Origin of the sequence: Zavarzinella formosa DSM 19928, from assembly GCF_000255705.1 — a bacterium.
GTDB lineage: Bacteria > Planctomycetota > Planctomycetia > Gemmatales > Gemmataceae > Zavarzinella > Zavarzinella formosa.
In genome coordinates this window covers 444,398-459,243 of record NZ_JH636439.1, presented here as the reverse complement: position 1 = coordinate 459,243, position 14,846 = coordinate 444,398, and the positions used below count along the sequence as shown (strand labels likewise).

12 protein-coding genes and 4 tRNA genes are annotated in these 14,846 nt (G+C 58.5%); 11 read left to right on the top strand and 5 right to left on the bottom strand.

Annotated features, from left to right (window positions below; translation table 11 throughout):
* Positions 1-5: 5 nt before the first annotated feature.
* The 5 genes from glyA to ruvX all read left to right on the top strand — a co-directional run bounded on the left by glyA (position 6) and on the right by ruvX (position 5,170).
* The gene (gene glyA, locus BGIM_RS0102815) at positions 6-1,244 is read left to right on the top strand and encodes a serine hydroxymethyltransferase (RefSeq protein ID WP_020468278.1); all 1,239 of its coding nucleotides are present in this window, start codon (positions 6-8) and stop codon (positions 1,242-1,244) included.
* Between the two features lie 156 nt (positions 1,245-1,400).
* Positions 1,401-2,180 carry an MBL fold metallo-hydrolase gene (locus BGIM_RS0102810; protein ID WP_020468277.1) on the top strand — a complete coding sequence of 260 codons (780 nt, stop codon included), beginning with the start codon at positions 1,401-1,403 and terminating at the stop codon, positions 2,178-2,180.
* 42 nt (positions 2,181-2,222) lie between these two features.
* On the top strand, positions 2,223-3,599 hold the full coding sequence (locus BGIM_RS0102805) for a UTP--glucose-1-phosphate uridylyltransferase (RefSeq protein WP_020468276.1): 1,377 nt from the start codon (positions 2,223-2,225) through the stop codon (positions 3,597-3,599).
* Positions 3,600-3,602: 3 nt separating this feature from the next.
* Positions 3,603-4,685 (top strand): mannose-1-phosphate guanylyltransferase, encoded by a 1,083-nt coding sequence (locus tag BGIM_RS0102800; protein ID WP_020468275.1) that lies wholly within the window; start codon positions 3,603-3,605, stop codon positions 4,683-4,685.
* A complete protein-coding gene (gene ruvX, locus BGIM_RS0102795; RefSeq protein WP_020468274.1) occupies positions 4,685-5,170 on the top strand; it encodes a Holliday junction resolvase RuvX in 486 nt (161 codons plus the stop codon). The genes BGIM_RS0102800 and ruvX overlap by 1 nt, the downstream gene beginning before the upstream one ends.
* Position 5,171: 1 nt before the next feature.
* On the opposite strand, the gene BGIM_RS0102790 is transcribed toward ruvX, so the two are convergent.
* The 4 genes from BGIM_RS0102790 to BGIM_RS0102775 all read right to left on the bottom strand — a co-directional run bounded on the left by BGIM_RS0102790 (position 5,172) and on the right by BGIM_RS0102775 (position 5,587).
* Positions 5,172-5,245, bottom strand: a tRNA-Phe gene (locus tag BGIM_RS0102790).
* Between the two features lie 10 nt (positions 5,246-5,255).
* Positions 5,256-5,328: transfer RNA gene (locus BGIM_RS0102785), tRNA-Lys, on the bottom strand.
* Between the two features lie 105 nt (positions 5,329-5,433).
* Positions 5,434-5,506: transfer RNA gene (locus BGIM_RS0102780), tRNA-Gln, on the bottom strand.
* A gap of 9 nt (positions 5,507-5,515) precedes the next feature.
* A tRNA-Asn gene (locus BGIM_RS0102775) sits at positions 5,516-5,587 on the bottom strand.
* A 500-nt stretch (positions 5,588-6,087) separates the two neighbouring features.
* On the opposite strand from BGIM_RS0102775, the gene BGIM_RS0102770 reads away from it, so the two are divergent.
* The 6 genes from BGIM_RS0102770 (at position 6,088) to BGIM_RS48405 (ending at position 13,503) form a co-directional block, all read left to right on the top strand.
* Complete coding sequence (locus tag BGIM_RS0102770; protein ID WP_020468273.1) at positions 6,088-6,831, top strand: glycosyltransferase family 2 protein; 744 nt, start codon at positions 6,088-6,090, stop codon at positions 6,829-6,831.
* Entirely contained in the window at positions 6,828-8,357 is a 1,530-nt protein-coding gene (locus tag BGIM_RS0102765; protein ID WP_157368578.1) for a hypothetical protein, read from the top strand. Before BGIM_RS0102770 ends, BGIM_RS0102765 begins: the two co-directional genes overlap by 4 nt.
* Positions 8,358-8,436: 79 nt before the next feature.
* Positions 8,437-10,248: a M28 family peptidase gene (locus tag BGIM_RS48410; protein ID WP_020468271.1), complete on the top strand. Its 1,812-nt coding sequence runs from the start codon at positions 8,437-8,439 to the stop codon at positions 10,246-10,248.
* A gap of 140 nt (positions 10,249-10,388) precedes the next feature.
* On the top strand, positions 10,389-11,033 hold the full coding sequence (locus BGIM_RS0102755; protein WP_020468270.1) for a hypothetical protein: 645 nt from the start codon (positions 10,389-10,391) through the stop codon (positions 11,031-11,033).
* A 2-nt stretch (positions 11,034-11,035) separates the two neighbouring features.
* A complete protein-coding gene (locus BGIM_RS0102750; RefSeq protein ID WP_157368577.1) occupies positions 11,036-12,349 on the top strand; it encodes a radical SAM protein in 1,314 nt (437 codons plus the stop codon).
* 26 nt (positions 12,350-12,375) lie between these two features.
* Entirely contained in the window at positions 12,376-13,503 is a 1,128-nt protein-coding gene (locus BGIM_RS48405) for an SUMF1/EgtB/PvdO family nonheme iron enzyme (protein WP_157368576.1), read from the top strand.
* Between the two features lie 7 nt (positions 13,504-13,510).
* On the opposite strand, the gene BGIM_RS0102740 is transcribed toward BGIM_RS48405, so the two are convergent.
* Positions 13,511-14,842 carry a PQQ-like beta-propeller repeat protein gene (locus BGIM_RS0102740; RefSeq protein WP_157368575.1) on the bottom strand — a complete coding sequence of 444 codons (1,332 nt, stop codon included), beginning with the start codon at positions 14,840-14,842 and terminating at the stop codon, positions 13,511-13,513.
* Positions 14,843-14,846 lie beyond the last annotated feature (4 nt).

Below are 14,846 nucleotides of genomic sequence, written 5' to 3'. Positions count from 1 at the left end.
CGCGAATGGACGTTTTGCAGCGAATTGATCCCGACATCTGGCAGGCCATCCAGGCGGAAAAATCCCGCCAACAGGATGGTTTGGAGATGATCGCCTCCGAGAACTACACCAGCCCGGCCGTGATGCACGCCCAAGGTTCGGTGTTGACGAACAAATACGCGGAGGGTTATCCCGGCAAACGTTATTACGGCGGTTGCGAAAACGTCGACGTGGTCGAAAAGCTGGCCATTGACCGGCTTTGCAAGTTGTTCGGGGCCGAGAAAGCCAACGTCCAGCCCCACTCCGGGGCGCAAGCGAACATGGCGGTGTTTCTGGCCGCCCTGCAACCGGGCGACACCTTCCTTGCGATGGATCTGGCCCACGGCGGCCACCTCACCCACGGGATGAAGATCAACTTCTCCGGGAAGTATTTCAAGCCGATCGGTTACGGCGTGACGCCGGACACCCACCGCATTGATTATGATGCCGTGGCCAAGGCCGCCCGCGAACACAAGCCGAAACTGATCCTCGCCGGGGCCAGCGCTTATCCCCGCGAAATCGACTTTGCGAAGTTTGGGGAGATCGCCAAGGAAGTCGGCGCTCTGTTCATGGTGGACATGGCCCACATCGCCGGATTGGTCGCCGCCAAACGGCATTCCGACCCGATCCCGCATGCGGACTTCGTGACCACCACCACGCACAAGACCCTTCGCGGTCCGCGAGGCGGGGTCATCATGTGCCGCGAGGCGTGGCTGCCGAAAATCAACTCGGCGGTGTTCCCCGGCATTCAGGGAGGGCCGCTGATGCACGTCATCGCCGCCAAGGCCGTGTCGTTTTTGGAGGCCTCGCAGCCGGAATACGCGAAGCACATCGATCAAGTCATCACCAACGCCAAGGTGCTGGCCGAGGAACTTCAGAAGATCGGCTTCCGCATCGTTTCCGGCGGGACGGACAACCACCTGATGCTGGTGGATGTGTGGTCCAAGGGTGTCACCGGGAAAATCGCCGAACATGCGTTGGGCGAGGCGGGCATCACCGTCAACAAGAACATGATCCCGTATGACACACGGGCGGCGATGGACCCTTCCGGCGTGCGGTTCGGCACCCCGGCCCTCACCACACGGGGGATGAAGGAAACCGAAATGCGCACGATCGCCGGGTGGATCGGCGACGTGCTGGCCAAGCCGGACGACGCGGGCAAGCTGGCCAAGGTGCGGGAAGATGTCCGCAGCCTTTGCCAGCAATTCCCCGCCCCGGCGGTGTGAGGAAAAAGAAAAGAGAAGACTAACCACAAAGGCACAAAGATCACACGAAGTTTCACAAAGAAGGCAAAACGAATGGTTTTCACTTGGTGAACCTTTGCGTGATCTTTGTGCCTTTGTGGTTGATGCCTTTTGAGTTTCAACGGGAAACGGATTTCGATGAGTCGCGGGAATCGGATCTTCGCTTTTCTGGGAACCGGAACGTCCGTCGGCGTGCCGATGATCGGGTGCGATTGCCCGGTCTGCCGGTCTGACAATCCCAAGAACCACCGTTACCGGAGTTCGGCCCTGATCCGGACTCCGAACGGCAATATCCTCATCGACACCGGCCCAGAGCTTCGGCTGCAACTGATTCGTGAAAAGGTCAGCGTTGTTCACGCCGTCTTGTACACCCATTACCACGTCGATCATCTCTACGGTCTCGACGACCTGCGACTGGTCGCCAAGCATCTCGGCGGGTCCGTGCCGCTGTATTGCACCGAAGAAGTGGAAAAGGTCATCCGAAAGACCTTCTCGTATGCCTTCACGGACGAAGATGCCCCGGTCGGCTTTCTCCCCAAACTGCACTTTCAACGAATCGACCCAACCCCCTTCGATGTGTTGGGGGAAACCATCACGCCGATACCGTTGATCCACAGTTCGTTCAACGTCTTCGGCTTCCGAATTGGCGACATGGCCTATTGCACCGATGTCAGCGAGATCCCCGAGACAAGCTGGCCGCTGCTGGAAGGCGTGCAAACGCTGGTGATTGATTGTCTGCGTTACAAAGGCCACCCGGCTCACATGGGTCTCAACGAAGCCTTGGAAGTCATCGAACGGCTGAACCCGGAAAAGGCATACTTCACCCACATGTCCCATGAACTGGACTACGAAACCCTTCCGGCCAGTTTGCCCGGCGGGGTTGAGATGGCGTATGACGGTCTGCGGTTCGAGTTCTAAAATGGGGAAAGGCTTCAATCATCCCCATAACGGGCCTGGCTCATGCAAGATGTTCCTCCGGATTTGATGCACCGTCTGCGGAAACACCAGCAGGAACACGTTCTGCATGGTTGGGATCAGTTGGAAATAACTCACCGGGTCGCGCTGGTCGAACACCTGACCGGGATTGATTTTGAACAATTGGCCCATCTATATGCCAATCGGGACAAGTCGCAGGCCCTGCCCCCTTCCGAACAAATTCAACCGGTGCCGATGATCGCCGGTGATGAGATATCAAAGGAAGCAACCGATCTCGGCCACGCCGCCCTCGCGGCCGGCGAGGTGGCCGTTTTGCTGGTCGCCGGGGGACAGGGAACCCGATTGGGGTTTGATCTGCCGAAGGGACTTTTCAAAATTGGCCCGGTCTCGGACAAATCCCTCTTTGAGATTCATGCCGACAAGGTTTTCGCCCTCAGTCGAAAATATGGCAAGCCCGTCCCGCTGCTGGTGATGACCTCTCCGGTCACGCACGAGGAGACCGAACGCTTTTTCCAAGAGAAGAACTACTTCGGGCTTCCGGCGTCGCAGGTTTACTTCTTCCAACAAGGGACGATGCCCGCCCTCACGCTTGAGGGCGGCAAGCTCCTGATGGAAAAGCCCGGCTCGGTCTTCAGCAGCCCCAACGGCCACGGCGGGACATTGACGGCCCTCTCCGAAAGCGGCTTGCTGGACAAACTCGCCGCCCAAGGCATCAAACACATCTTCTACTTCCAAGTGGACAACCCGCTGGTGCGGTTGGCCGATCCGGCCTTCCTCGGCGAACACATCCGGGTGAAATCGCAGGTCTCGTCGCGGGCCATCGACAAGGCATACCCGAAGGAAAAAATGGGCGTGCTGGCCGTCGTCTCCGGGAAGTGCGGCATCATCGAATACTCGGACATGCCGGATGAACTGGTTCACGCGACGGCCCCGGACGGCAAGTTGTTGCACCGGGCCGGCAGCCCGGCGATCCATCTCTTCGACGTGGGCTTCCTTAAGGAAATCACCCAAGGGGAAACCCGGCTGCCATTCCACTATGCCCGGAAGAAAGTCCCGCACATGGACACTACCGGCAACATGGTGACACCCTCCGCCGAAAACGCCTTGAAGTTTGAGATGTTCGTGTTCGACGCCTTGCCGATGGCCGAGCGTTGGCTGGTGGTGGAATCACCCCGCGAAGTGGAATTCGCTCCAGTCAAGAACGCCACGGGCGTCGATTCCCCGGAGACCTGTCGGCAAGCCCTCACCAATCTCACGGCCGACTGGGCCAAAAAGGCCGGCATTCGTGTGGAAGCGAACGTACCCTTGGAAGTTTCCCCGCGGTTTGCGATGGATGCCGCCGAGTTTGCGGCCCGCGTTTACCCCGGACGGACGATCACCGAAGCCACCTTTTTCGAGTAAGGCATGTTGCACACGATGATTATGGCCGGCGGCGGCGGAACCCGGTTCTGGCCCCGCAGCCGGTCGGCCCGACCGAAGCAATTTCTCTCCTTTGAGGGAGATCGCACGCTCCTGCAAGCCACCTTCGACCGGAGCGAGGCCCTCGTTCCCCCGGAACGCTTTTGGGTTATCACTTCAAAAGCCCACCGGGATCAAGCCATCGAGCAACTCCCCGCCGTGGCCGCAAACCGCATCGTCGGGGAACCGACGGGCCGGGACACCGCCGCGTGCATCGGCTTGGGGGCGGCCCTGATCGCCCGCGAAGACCCGAACGCCACGATGGTCGTGATGCCCGCCGATCACGCCATCGAACCGGTGGGGGAATTCCACCGGGCCTTGAAAGCGGCCGAGCAACTGGTGGATGAAAACCCAGAGGCCCTGTTAACCTTCGGCATCCCGCCCGCCTATCCGGCCATTGGTTACGGTTACATTCAACGGGGCACGCACATTGCCCAACGGCAGGGAGTCAACTCGTTTGAAGTGTTGAAATTCCGCGAGAAGCCAAGCGCCGAGGTGGCCGAGCAATACATCGCCAGCGGCGAGTATTACTGGAACAGCGGCATCTTCGTCTGGAAGGTTAAAACGATCCTCGCCGAATTGAAGCGACTCAAACCGGGTATTTTTGAATCAGTTTCTCGCATTGCCGACGCTTGGGGCACACCCAATCAACAAGCCGTCTTTGCCGAAGAATACTCTCATGTGGAGAAAATCAGCATCGACTTCGCCGTGATGGAAAACGCGAAAAAGGTGTTGGTGTTGCAAGCTCCCTATCAATGGGACGATGTAGGAAGCTGGCTGGCCCTCGAACGCCGCAACCCGCAGGACAAGCACGGAAACACCGTGAGGGGATTACACACGGGGATCAACACTTCCGCGTGTGTGATTGTCTCCGATGCGGAACACCTGATCGCCACCATAGGCGTGAGCAACTTGCTTATTATTCAAGATGGCAACGCGACCCTGATCGCCGACCGGCGGGACGAGGCAACGGTAAAAGAGATCGTCGAGAAACTGAAAAAGACGCCGGGCTTGGAGAGATATCTGTGATGCCGACACGTCCGCGAACGAAGTTGCTTGGCGTCGATTTCGGCACCGTTCGCGTCGGCTTGGCGATTTGCGACGAAGGCCGGATGATCGCCGCCCCGCACGACATCCGGGTCCGCAAGAACCCGCAGGCCGACGGCAATTTCTTCAAGGATCTGGTGGCGAAAGAACAAATCGCCGCCATCGTGATGGGTCTGCCGGTCCATACAGACGGGCGAGAAGGAGTGAAGGCGAAGGAAAGCCGGGCCTACGGCAAATGGCTCGGCGAAGTGACCGGTCTGCCGGTGATGTTCGCCGACGAGCGATTCTCAACCGCCTTCGCCGATTCGGCCATGTGGGAAGCGGGCCTCAAACACAAAAAGCGAAAAGAACTGCGAGACGCCATCGCTGCGCAGATTATGCTTCAAGGCTTTCTCGACGGCGGGGCCAAAGAAACGGAAATCATCTCCCTATCCGAGCAAAAGCCTGAAACGCCTCCGGAAGAATAGATCCCAGCGGTTGGAATCGAACCAACGCCCTCGCCGTTTTCAGCGGCGCGCTCTTACCAACTGAGCCACACTGGGAATCAAACCATGCCGGCGGTGGGACTCGAACCCACATGGGACAGATTAAAAGTCTGTTGCTCTTCCAATTGAGCCACACCAGCAGAAATTAGGGATTGGGGTTTAGGGTTTAGGGTTTAGGGTTTGGCATAAATCACTTGATCGAATCTCGCAGGCATCGAGTACAAGCAGTCTTTACTAAACCCTACTTCCGGAGGCAGGAGTCGAACCTGCAAATTGCGCATTCAAAGTGCGGTGTTCTACCAGTTAAACTACTCCGGAGACATTCAGCAGGGGCGGCAGGACTCGAACCTGCACCAATCGGTTTAACAGACCGACGCCTTACCTTTCGGCCACGCCCCTGTGCGTGAAAAACGAAAAAGGGCCGGGCCTCTCCCGCGAGAGGCCCGGCCCCGGTTTGATTCCGAAAGACCGACCGATCACGGTTGATTATGGAGAGGCGATTTCGGATTTTGTTTCCGATTCGTCTGTTGGAATTTCGGTTGCTGGAAGAAGACGGACATTGCGTGTTTCCTTGTTTGGTTACCAACGAGGAGCGGGCGATGCCGATCCGGGTTCGCACCCGGCGAATGAATTTTCCCGGCCTTCTTGCGCCCGCTTGCGGGAATTTGCCGAAACCCGGCACCGTGCTTGGCGCAAGGCCTCCCCTTCCAGTAGCATCGCGAAAAACGCTCGATTCCCGCCCGATGACCGGCAATTCACCAACGCTGGCGGGGCGAATGCGCCGGCGGGTGGAAATACCGGACCGGTCGTCGGGCGGTTCCCAAGATCGTGTAAGAGAAGAATTTGGAGACGGTATCTGGTTGTGCCTAAAATCTTTTAGGAACAGCCGGAGACACCCCATGAAATGGATCACTGCCATCCCGGTGTACAACGAAGTGCGATCCGTGCCCACGGTTTTGGCGGAAGTGCGTCGTTATTCGCCCGAGATTTTGGTCATTGACGATGGTTCCACCGACGGAACCGCCGAGTTGCTGAAGAACGAACCCAACATCAAGGTGCTGACCCATCCGCAGAATCGCGGCTACGGAGCCGCCCTGCGCACCGCTTTTGAATACGCCCGAGAGAACGGTTACGAAGTGCTGGTGACGATGGATTGCGACGGCCAGCACGAACCGGGCCGTATTCCCGTCTTGTTGGAAGCGATGCACGGGGTGAACATCGTCTCCGGCAGCCGCTACTATCGGGACTTCCGGCAGGACACCCCGGCCCCGACGGACCGCCGGTTCATCAATGCAACGATCACGAAAGAACTGAACGACCGTTTCGGACTGAACATCACCGACGCCTTTTGCGGTTTCAAGGCATACGACCGCCGGGCCATCGAATTGCTGCACAGCACCGAACCGGGTTGGGGCATGCCCTTGGAATTGTGGGTGCAAGCCGCCAAGCGAGGGCTGACCGTCCGTGAGATCGGCGTGCCGCGATTGTATCTTGACCCATCGCGGACCTTCGGCGGGTTGATGAACCAACCCGATGAACGGTTGCGTTATTACCGCGAGGTGATCGACCGTGCCGCTCAAACCTGCCCCCTTGGCATGATCGAGTGTCCCGTTCCGATTGAATGTTGGGAGCCGACCGTTTGACCAGGCACTTCAAAGCGCCCCAGACCGACGGCGGTTTGCTGGCCGAACCGCCCATCGCCGATTACGAACGACTGCTCTCCGTCAACCGGGAACGACTATCCCGGCTGACAGGTTCGGTTGGCTCGTTGACTTGGCCGGAATTCCGGGCATCGGCCCGAACCGAACTCATCGGCCAAGCCCCCCCGGATCAACCGATTCTGATGGCCGGGCATCAACCGGAATTGTTTCACCCCGGCGTGTGGGCCAAGAATTTTGTCTTGGCCGCCCAGGCGAAAAAGCTGGGGGCGAATGCCGTCAACTTGATCGTGGACAACGACACGTTCAAGACTCGTTCCCTGATGTTGCCAGTGTCTTCTCCCGCCCCGGATCAGGTGGTGTTGGAGACGATCCCTTTCGACGAATCGGTCCCGGAACTTCCTTACGAGGAAGCCTATCCCCGAGATTGGGCCGCGTTGGAATCGTGGCCGGACCGGCTGCGGGCCGTCACGAAAACATGGCCATTTGAGCCGATGGTTTTCTGCATTTGGCCGCGAATTGTCACTTGCTTGAAAACGGGCGTGTCGTTTACTCGCGCCTTTGTGGAAGCCCGGCAAATTCTCGAACGCCGCTGGGGAGCGGGAACCCCGGAACTCCCGGTGAGCCAATTGTCCGGGCATCGTTCCTTCAATATTTTCGCCCGCCATTTGATGGTTGACGCGGAGCGATTCGCCAGCGTTTACAACTCGTCCATCGCCGACTATCGCTTCGCCAACGGCATCCGCAGCCGAAACCATCCCGCACCGGAATTGCAAGTCACCGGAGATTTGATCGAAACGGCCTTTTGGACATGGCGGGCTGATACCCCCGCCCGTCAACGGGTGTTTGTGCGCCGGCAGGCAGATCGGCTGGACGTGCTTGCGGGGACCGAACAACTGATCGGGACGTTTTCCGCTTCGGCCGACATCAATCTCCGGGAGATGTTCGAGCATTCCGGCTGGAAACTCCGGCCTCGCGCGTTGACTCTCACATTGTTCAGCCGTCTGGCCCTCGGCGATCTGTTCATTCACGGCATCGGCGGCGGCAAGTACGACGAAGTGACCGACGAGATCATTCGGCGTTACTTCAACATCGAACCGCCGGAATATTCCGTGGTGAGCGCCACGATTCGGCTGCCGCTGGAACGCTTCGCCTCGAACGCACGGGCGAGAACGGATCAACAACGGTTGATGCGTGATTTGGAATGGAACCCGCAAAACTTCGCGGAAGCCCGCGACCTCAATCCTGACTTGGTGGCCGCCAAGCACGAGACTGTTCGCCGGGAGCCAACGGCGAAGACCGAACGCCGGGCTTGGTTCCGGGAGCTTTCCCACATCACGCAACGTCTGCGGCCCGCAACGGCCACACGGACCGGAGAAGCAGCCCGCGCACTGGATGCCATCGGCCGGGAGCTGGACGCCAACAAGAAACTGGCCCGCCGGGATTTCTCTTGGGTGTTTTACCCGGAGGAGTATTTGGCGACGGCATATCGGGGATTGATGGGCGTCTGAGCGAAAGAGTTTTGGCATCCCGGCCACGGTTCGCGTAAAATACCCTCGCCTCTTCCCACCGTCATCCCTGAGACATTCCATGAGCCGATTCCGTCTGGGTTTCGCCCTGTTGCTTCTTTCCAGTCCGTTCCTTCGTGCGGATGATCCTCTCGACAAGATGAAGGCCGATCTGTTCTACCTCGCCGGGGAGGAGTGCGAAGGCCGCGGCCTCAAGACCAATGGGCTGAACAAGGCGGCCGATCTCATCGCCAACACGTTCAAGGCCGCCGGATTGAAATCGGCCGTGGCGGACGGGAGTTACTTCCAACCGTTTGTGGTGAAGGAAAGTTTCCTCGCGGAGGGCGCCCAAAAGGTCAACCTCACCGGTCCTGACAATGCCAAACTCGAACTGGCCTTGAACAAGCAGTTCTGCGTGTGCGGCCTCACCGGCAAGGGAACCGCCACCGGGAAACTGGTGTTCGCCGGGTTCGGCGTATCGGCCGACAAGAAGTACGACGATTACGCCGGGCTGGACGTGGCCGGCAAAGTGGTTGTCGTGATGCGTCAGGTTCCCAAGGCGAAGGTCGGCGACAAACCGCTGTTCTCGGACGAGGACGTTCAAAAATACGCCCCGTTGACAACCAAAATCACCGAAGCCGTCAAACGCAAAGCGGCGGCCGTGATTTTCGTCAACGATGCTGACATGGCCGGCAAAGAAGACCGCCTGATGGGCTTTGAATACGCCCAAGACTCGGGAATCACTTCCGATGTCCCGGTATTCCAAGTCCGGCGGGAAGTGGTCGACGCCCTGTTGAAACCGGCGGGCAAAAGCCTCGGAGACATCGAAAAGACGATTGTTGCCGAAGCGAAACCGCAGAGCATCGAAATCACCGGATGGTCCGCGACGACCGAAGCGACCATCGGCATCAAAGAACTGAACATCAAAAATGTGGTGGGTGTGTTGGAGGGAAATGGCCCGCTGGCAAATGAAACCGTCGTGCTGGGCGCCCACTACGACCACCTCGGCCGGGGCGAAACCGGCACCAAACTGCGAGGCAACACCGAAATCCATTACGGGGCCGACGACAACGCCTCCGGAACCACCGGCTTGCTGGAACTCGCCCGCCGGTATGGGGCCAACAAGAACCGACAGGGCCGCCGACTGGTGTTCATCGCCTTCTCCGGCGAGGAGCGCGGCTTGCTTGGCTCCCTCTACTACACCAAGCACCCGCTGTTCCCGCTGAAGGACACCGTGGCCATGCTGAACATGGACATGATCGGCCGCGTCCGGCCGGATGAGAAATCGAAGCAGGACAACATCTTCGTGGGGGGTGTCGGCTCCGCAAAGAACTTCGAGCAGATTCTGGACGAGAGCAACAAGGATCTGAATTTCAAATTCGACAAGGGCAAGAGCGGTACCGGCCCGAGCGATCACACCTCCTTTTATCTGGAAAAAGTGCCGGTGTATTTCTTCTTCAGCAAGGACCACCCGGAATACCACACGCCGAAGGACAAGCCGGAAACCATCAACATCGCGGGCATCAAGAAGATCGCCGATCTGGTGGAGATTATGACCAACCGCATCAGCACCACCCCCGATCGACCTGAATACGTCGCCGGGATGGGCGGCTCGATATCCGGCGGCAGCCGGGGCGGCCCCAAGATCGGCGTGATGCCGGGTTACGACGAAACGGACACCCGAGGCATGGCCGTTGAAAACGTGATCCCCGGCGGCCCGGCCGAAAAAGGGGGCATGAAAAAAGGCGACCGCATCACCGCCATCGCCGGCAAGCCGGTCAAGAATGTGCAGGATTACATGAAGGTGATGGGCGGCGCGAAGAAAGGCGAAGAGCTGGAATTCGAGGTGTTGCGTGAGGAAAAGAAAGTGAAGCTGAAAGTGATCCCGCAATAACAATCACCGACCGGTTCGACCAAGCGAGCCGGGCTGCGTCTGCGGCCCGGCTCGCTATTTTTGATGACACACATTTTTCTCTTCTCCCTCCCGCCCATCACCGGCTAATCTGACTTCACCCTTCTCATGGTGAGGAAGCCGTGGCCGACGAACAACATTTGAATTCCCTGAACCGGTTCCGCAAGCGTTCCTCGAAATTAGTGCTTGAACAGCACAGCCATTGCGAAGTGCCCGCCGGATGCGGAGGAGCGATTCTGCGATGGCGAAATCCTTTCGCCGGTCGTTGTGTGCGAGTGCGGACCTACCCCGGTCACAGTATCCATGAATACCTTGACGGCCGGGAGTTGAAAGACCGGATGATGGACCTCTCCCCCGGCAAGCATGTCTATGCCCTGAAAACGGATGATCAAGCTTCCGCCGATCCGGTGGTGATGTTCCATTTGGAAAGCATCGGCAAATTGAACGGCTCTCTTCCGGGGGATGTGAACGAGCAAGCCATCAAGATTGTTTCATCCCCGTCCGGCCATTGGCGGCATGCCGCCAGTCCGCCCGAAACGGATGATTGGTTGCAAACGGGCTTCGACGATTCTGCCTGGAAACCGTTGGTGCTTTTCAACATTGCGGAACCTGATCGCCAATCCGAGGGACACTACAATTTTGCTTCTTGCAAGGAAGCCGGCGCGATGGTACTTGGACCATCGAAACCTTGGTTGAGCAAAACCGCTTATTTTATCCGCTTTGTGTTTGAGATTCCCGCTCCGGCCGTAATTCCGGGGGAGGAATGATCATGTCATCCACCCGGCCATCGCTGGTCTTGATTCCGCAACATTTCGGTTCACTCGTCTTTGAACGCCGCACAAGCCGTTACCTCCCTTTCGATCATGAGGCCACCGAATTGCTCATGAGGTTGCATCATGAGGGGATTGATGCCGTCTTGGGCTCTGTGGACGATCTCGAAGAACGGGAAGCCGTCTTTCTATTCATCCGCTGTTTCGAGGATCGGGGGTTCTTCACCCGGCGGGGCCGACTGGATGCGGAGATGCGGGCCGTCGATGTTCCGGCCGACCATCTCGTCGGGCCGCTGGCCACCCACGTGGAAATCATCGCCGCGTGCAATCTGGCGTGTTCGCATTGTTTCGCCGGGGAATTGCCGCGCAACCAGAATCCCCTGAGCGTCCGCGAGATGGACACGTTGTTCGGCGATCTGGCGGCCGTCGGCTCCATGAGGCTGGGCCTCACCGGGGGCGAACCGTTGATGCGAAAAGATGTCTTCGATATTCTCGACTCGGCCACCTCGCATGGTTTGCATCCTTGCCTGACAACCAACGGGCTTTTGGTGACGGAGGAGACGGCCCGCGAACTTGGCAAGCGGAACCTTGTCTGGTTAAACGTGAGCTTGGACGGCCCGGATCGCGAAACCAACGACGCCGTTCGCGGGGCCGGTGTCTTCGACGGCGTGATCGAAAAACTCAAGTTGCTTGGCAGGCACACCCGTTTCACGCTGGCATTTACCCTGATGAAGACCAACGTGCATCTCGTGAAACGCTGCGCGGAACTGGCCCGTCAAGTCGGGGCGCACACGGCCGTTTTCCGGCCCATGTATCCGGCCGGAACGGGGCTGCATCATCTCGATCTGATGCCGACGTTCCGACAATACACGAACGCCCTCGCCGAGCTTCGCACGTTGGATTTGCCGGGCAACGATCTGCACGGGCTGGATGTCTTCAGTCCCGAAACACGAACGGCGACCGAACCGCAAATTCATCGTTCGCAAACCTGCGGCGCCGGTCAGCATGTGTGTTCCGTGTCCGTGCAGGGAGATGTGAACCCATGCAGTTTTCTCGGCAATACGTTCAACTCCGGGAATATCCGCGAAACACCTTTTCCGGATATCTGGCGCCATAGCCAGACGATGCACCGGATGAGGCAGGCCCTTCCGGAAGATGGTTTCCAAGGGGGTTGCCGGGCGAGGTCGCTGGTCATGGCTGGCTCAGTTGACGCCGCTGATCCGTGGTACGACGAACACCGGTCCGATGGCGGCTGTCACCATCCGGGGGACAATTTGGAAATGCACGGACGTGTGGCGCTGCCGATGGTGTGACCGTTGTGATTCAAGGAAACAACCCCATGATTCCCCCGGAATTCGAGTATCTGACCGTCGAGTTCGAGCCGGAAGGCAATCCTCGCATTCCCTTCGAGGCCGGTCAGGTTCTGGAAAATGCCGGCGATCTCGACTCGGCGGCCACCATGTACAACCGGGCCTTCGGCCTCGCCCCGGACGACTTGGAAATACGCGCGGCTTTCATGAATTTGCTGAACCGCCTGGAGGTAAAAGAACATGGTTTGACGTGGCGTTATATCCCCGGCGGCGTGTTCCTCATGGGGGACAATTTCAGTGAACCGGATGAACGGCCGTGGCATCCCATTTGGTTGAAACCTTACTGGGTCACGGACACTTGCATTAGTTGGGAAGATTTGAACCGATTGATGGAATGGAAGAGAAATGGTGGTCGGCAATCGAACACTTATGCAGATGATCCTGCATACAACTTCCTTCGAGAGAACACTTTTAGCATCTCTCTCACTGATCGCACGGCGATCAGATATTCCATCGGATCAGCGGACAACATGGTCGATCTTCACAAGGAACCGCACGGATCTTTTGAATCCTATTGTTTGGATCTTAAACCATACACGGCTGTGCATTTTCAAATCGCCTCTCTGCTGGCGCATAAGCTCTCGACACTTTCTGCAAGCAACAGTGTTAACCCCGCGGATTCATTGCCTGTCAACCAACACAGACAATATTCCCCGGCGGGCAAGACTCAATACGGCCTTCCCACCGAGGCCCAATGGGAGAAAGCCGCGCGAGGCGGGCTGATCGGGGCGCCGTTCCCTTGGGGTTGGGAACCGGCTTCGCCGGAGCGGATTGATTGCGACCGGTTTTACGATTTCGGCATCAAGCCGATGCGGAGCCTGCCGCCGAATGCTTACGGTCTTTATGGGATGTCCGGCGGCGTTTGGGAATGGACAAGCGATTACTACGACCGCGAATTTTACGGGCAATCCCCCCGCGAAGACCCGACCGGGCCGGACACCGGGGAGGAGCGGGTGATTCGCGGCGGCTCATGGGCCGATTGCCCGGATGTCTGCACCGTGAGTTTCCGAAATTCGATGTGCCATATCAACGGCGTCAGGGGACGGACTCATCTGACGCCGACGATAGGCTTCCGGCTTGTCCGCATGATTGGCTGACCGGCCGTTATTTCGCCGGGATCAACTCGGCGCAGATCAGCCGGTCCTTGCCCCGGATGTACATGAGGCCATGCGACACCACCGGGGCGGCCCATGATGGGGCGTCGAGGTCGGTCTGCCATTTGGCGACCTGATCGAACTTCTCCGGGTTGATCTTCAACAGCAGCAATTCACCCCGTTCGGTCATGCACAGGAAATGCCCGTCGATGGCCGTCAGCGATGAACGGGTGAGGCCGGGTTCCTTCCACATCACCTTGCCGGTGGCCATTTCGACACAACGCAATTCGGCCTCGTTCTCATGCCGGCCGCTTGAACCATACACGTAACCCTTTTCGTAAACCGGCGTGTTCCAGTGACAGCGGAGGGATTTGTCGCCCCGGTCTTTGTCATCGTCGGTCCAGATTTTCTTGAACCCCGTCGGGGTAAGTTCCACCAAGGCGGCGCCGGGGCCATAACATTCGGAGACGAGAATTTTGTTGCCAACGATCACCGGATTGCTGGCGTTCACACTTTCAAGAATTTTGGCCCGCCAGGGAAACTGAACCGGGTTCTTGCCGGTCTTGGGGTCGAAGGCAACCAAGCCGCCACGGGCGAAGTGGACACACCATCTCGTGTCGTTGATCGTCGCCACCACCGGGCTGGAATACGACGCGGTTTCGTCCGACACCTTGTAAAGCTCCTTGCCGGTTTTCTTGTCGAAACCGACGACCCCGGAACCGTTCCCCTTGGCTTCCCGCAGGTCATTGGGCCGGGGACCTTTCGGGCTGCCCCCCACGGCGACAATCAGCACATCCCCCTCGACGAAGGGCACGCTGCCGATGCCGAAGAAATTCTGGTGGACGTGATATTCCGTTTTGGTGTCCACCTTCCAAATCAACTTGCCATCGGCCACGCTCACGCAATGCAACAACCCCTCGGGGCCGAGAATATACACGCGGTCGTCATCCGCCACCGGGCACGCGCGCGGGCCGGGACTGTATCCGTATAAGTCCTCATAGTCCGTCTCGTACTCGAACTTCCAAATGAGTTTTCCGGTCTCCGCATTCCGGCAGCTTAGCCGGTTGTTTTCGCGGAAACGGTCGAAGTGGAACAACCGCCCGCGACTGGTCACCGGCGGGGCGTAACCCAGCCCCATTTCGGTTTCCCAAAGAACCTTCAAGCCATCCTTGGGCCATTTGGTGAGGATGCCGGTCTCGGGGGATTTGCCATCGACCGTCGGTCCAAGGAAACGAGGCCAGTCAACACCGGCCGTTCGCGTGCCCAAATCGGCGGGAACCTCGGCCGGTGTCTGTCGGGAACAACCGACCACGAACATCATCACGAAAAGGCATCTTCGCACGGGG

Excerpts from the sequence above, each read along its gene's own strand:
- glyA (WP_020468278.1), top strand. The coding sequence starts at position 6 with ATGGACGTTTTGCAGCGAATTGATCCCGACATCTGGCAGGCCATCCAG.
- BGIM_RS0102810 (WP_020468277.1), top strand. The coding sequence starts at position 1,401 with ATGAGTCGCGGGAATCGGATCTTCGCTTTTCTGGGAACCGGAACGTCC.
- ruvX (WP_020468274.1), top strand. The coding sequence starts at position 4,685 with ATGCCGACACGTCCGCGAACGAAGTTGCTTGGCGTCGATTTCGGCACC.
- BGIM_RS0102800 (WP_020468275.1), top strand. The coding sequence starts at position 3,603 with ATGTTGCACACGATGATTATGGCCGGCGGCGGCGGAACCCGGTTCTGG.
- BGIM_RS0102770 (WP_020468273.1), top strand. The coding sequence starts at position 6,088 with ATGAAATGGATCACTGCCATCCCGGTGTACAACGAAGTGCGATCCGTG.
- BGIM_RS0102750 (WP_157368577.1), top strand. The coding sequence starts at position 11,036 with ATGTCATCCACCCGGCCATCGCTGGTCTTGATTCCGCAACATTTCGGT.
- BGIM_RS0102805 (WP_020468276.1), top strand. The coding sequence starts at position 2,223 with ATGCAAGATGTTCCTCCGGATTTGATGCACCGTCTGCGGAAACACCAG.
- BGIM_RS48405 (WP_157368576.1), top strand. The coding sequence starts at position 12,376 with ATGATTCCCCCGGAATTCGAGTATCTGACCGTCGAGTTCGAGCCGGAA.
- BGIM_RS48410 (WP_020468271.1), top strand. The coding sequence starts at position 8,437 with ATGAGCCGATTCCGTCTGGGTTTCGCCCTGTTGCTTCTTTCCAGTCCG.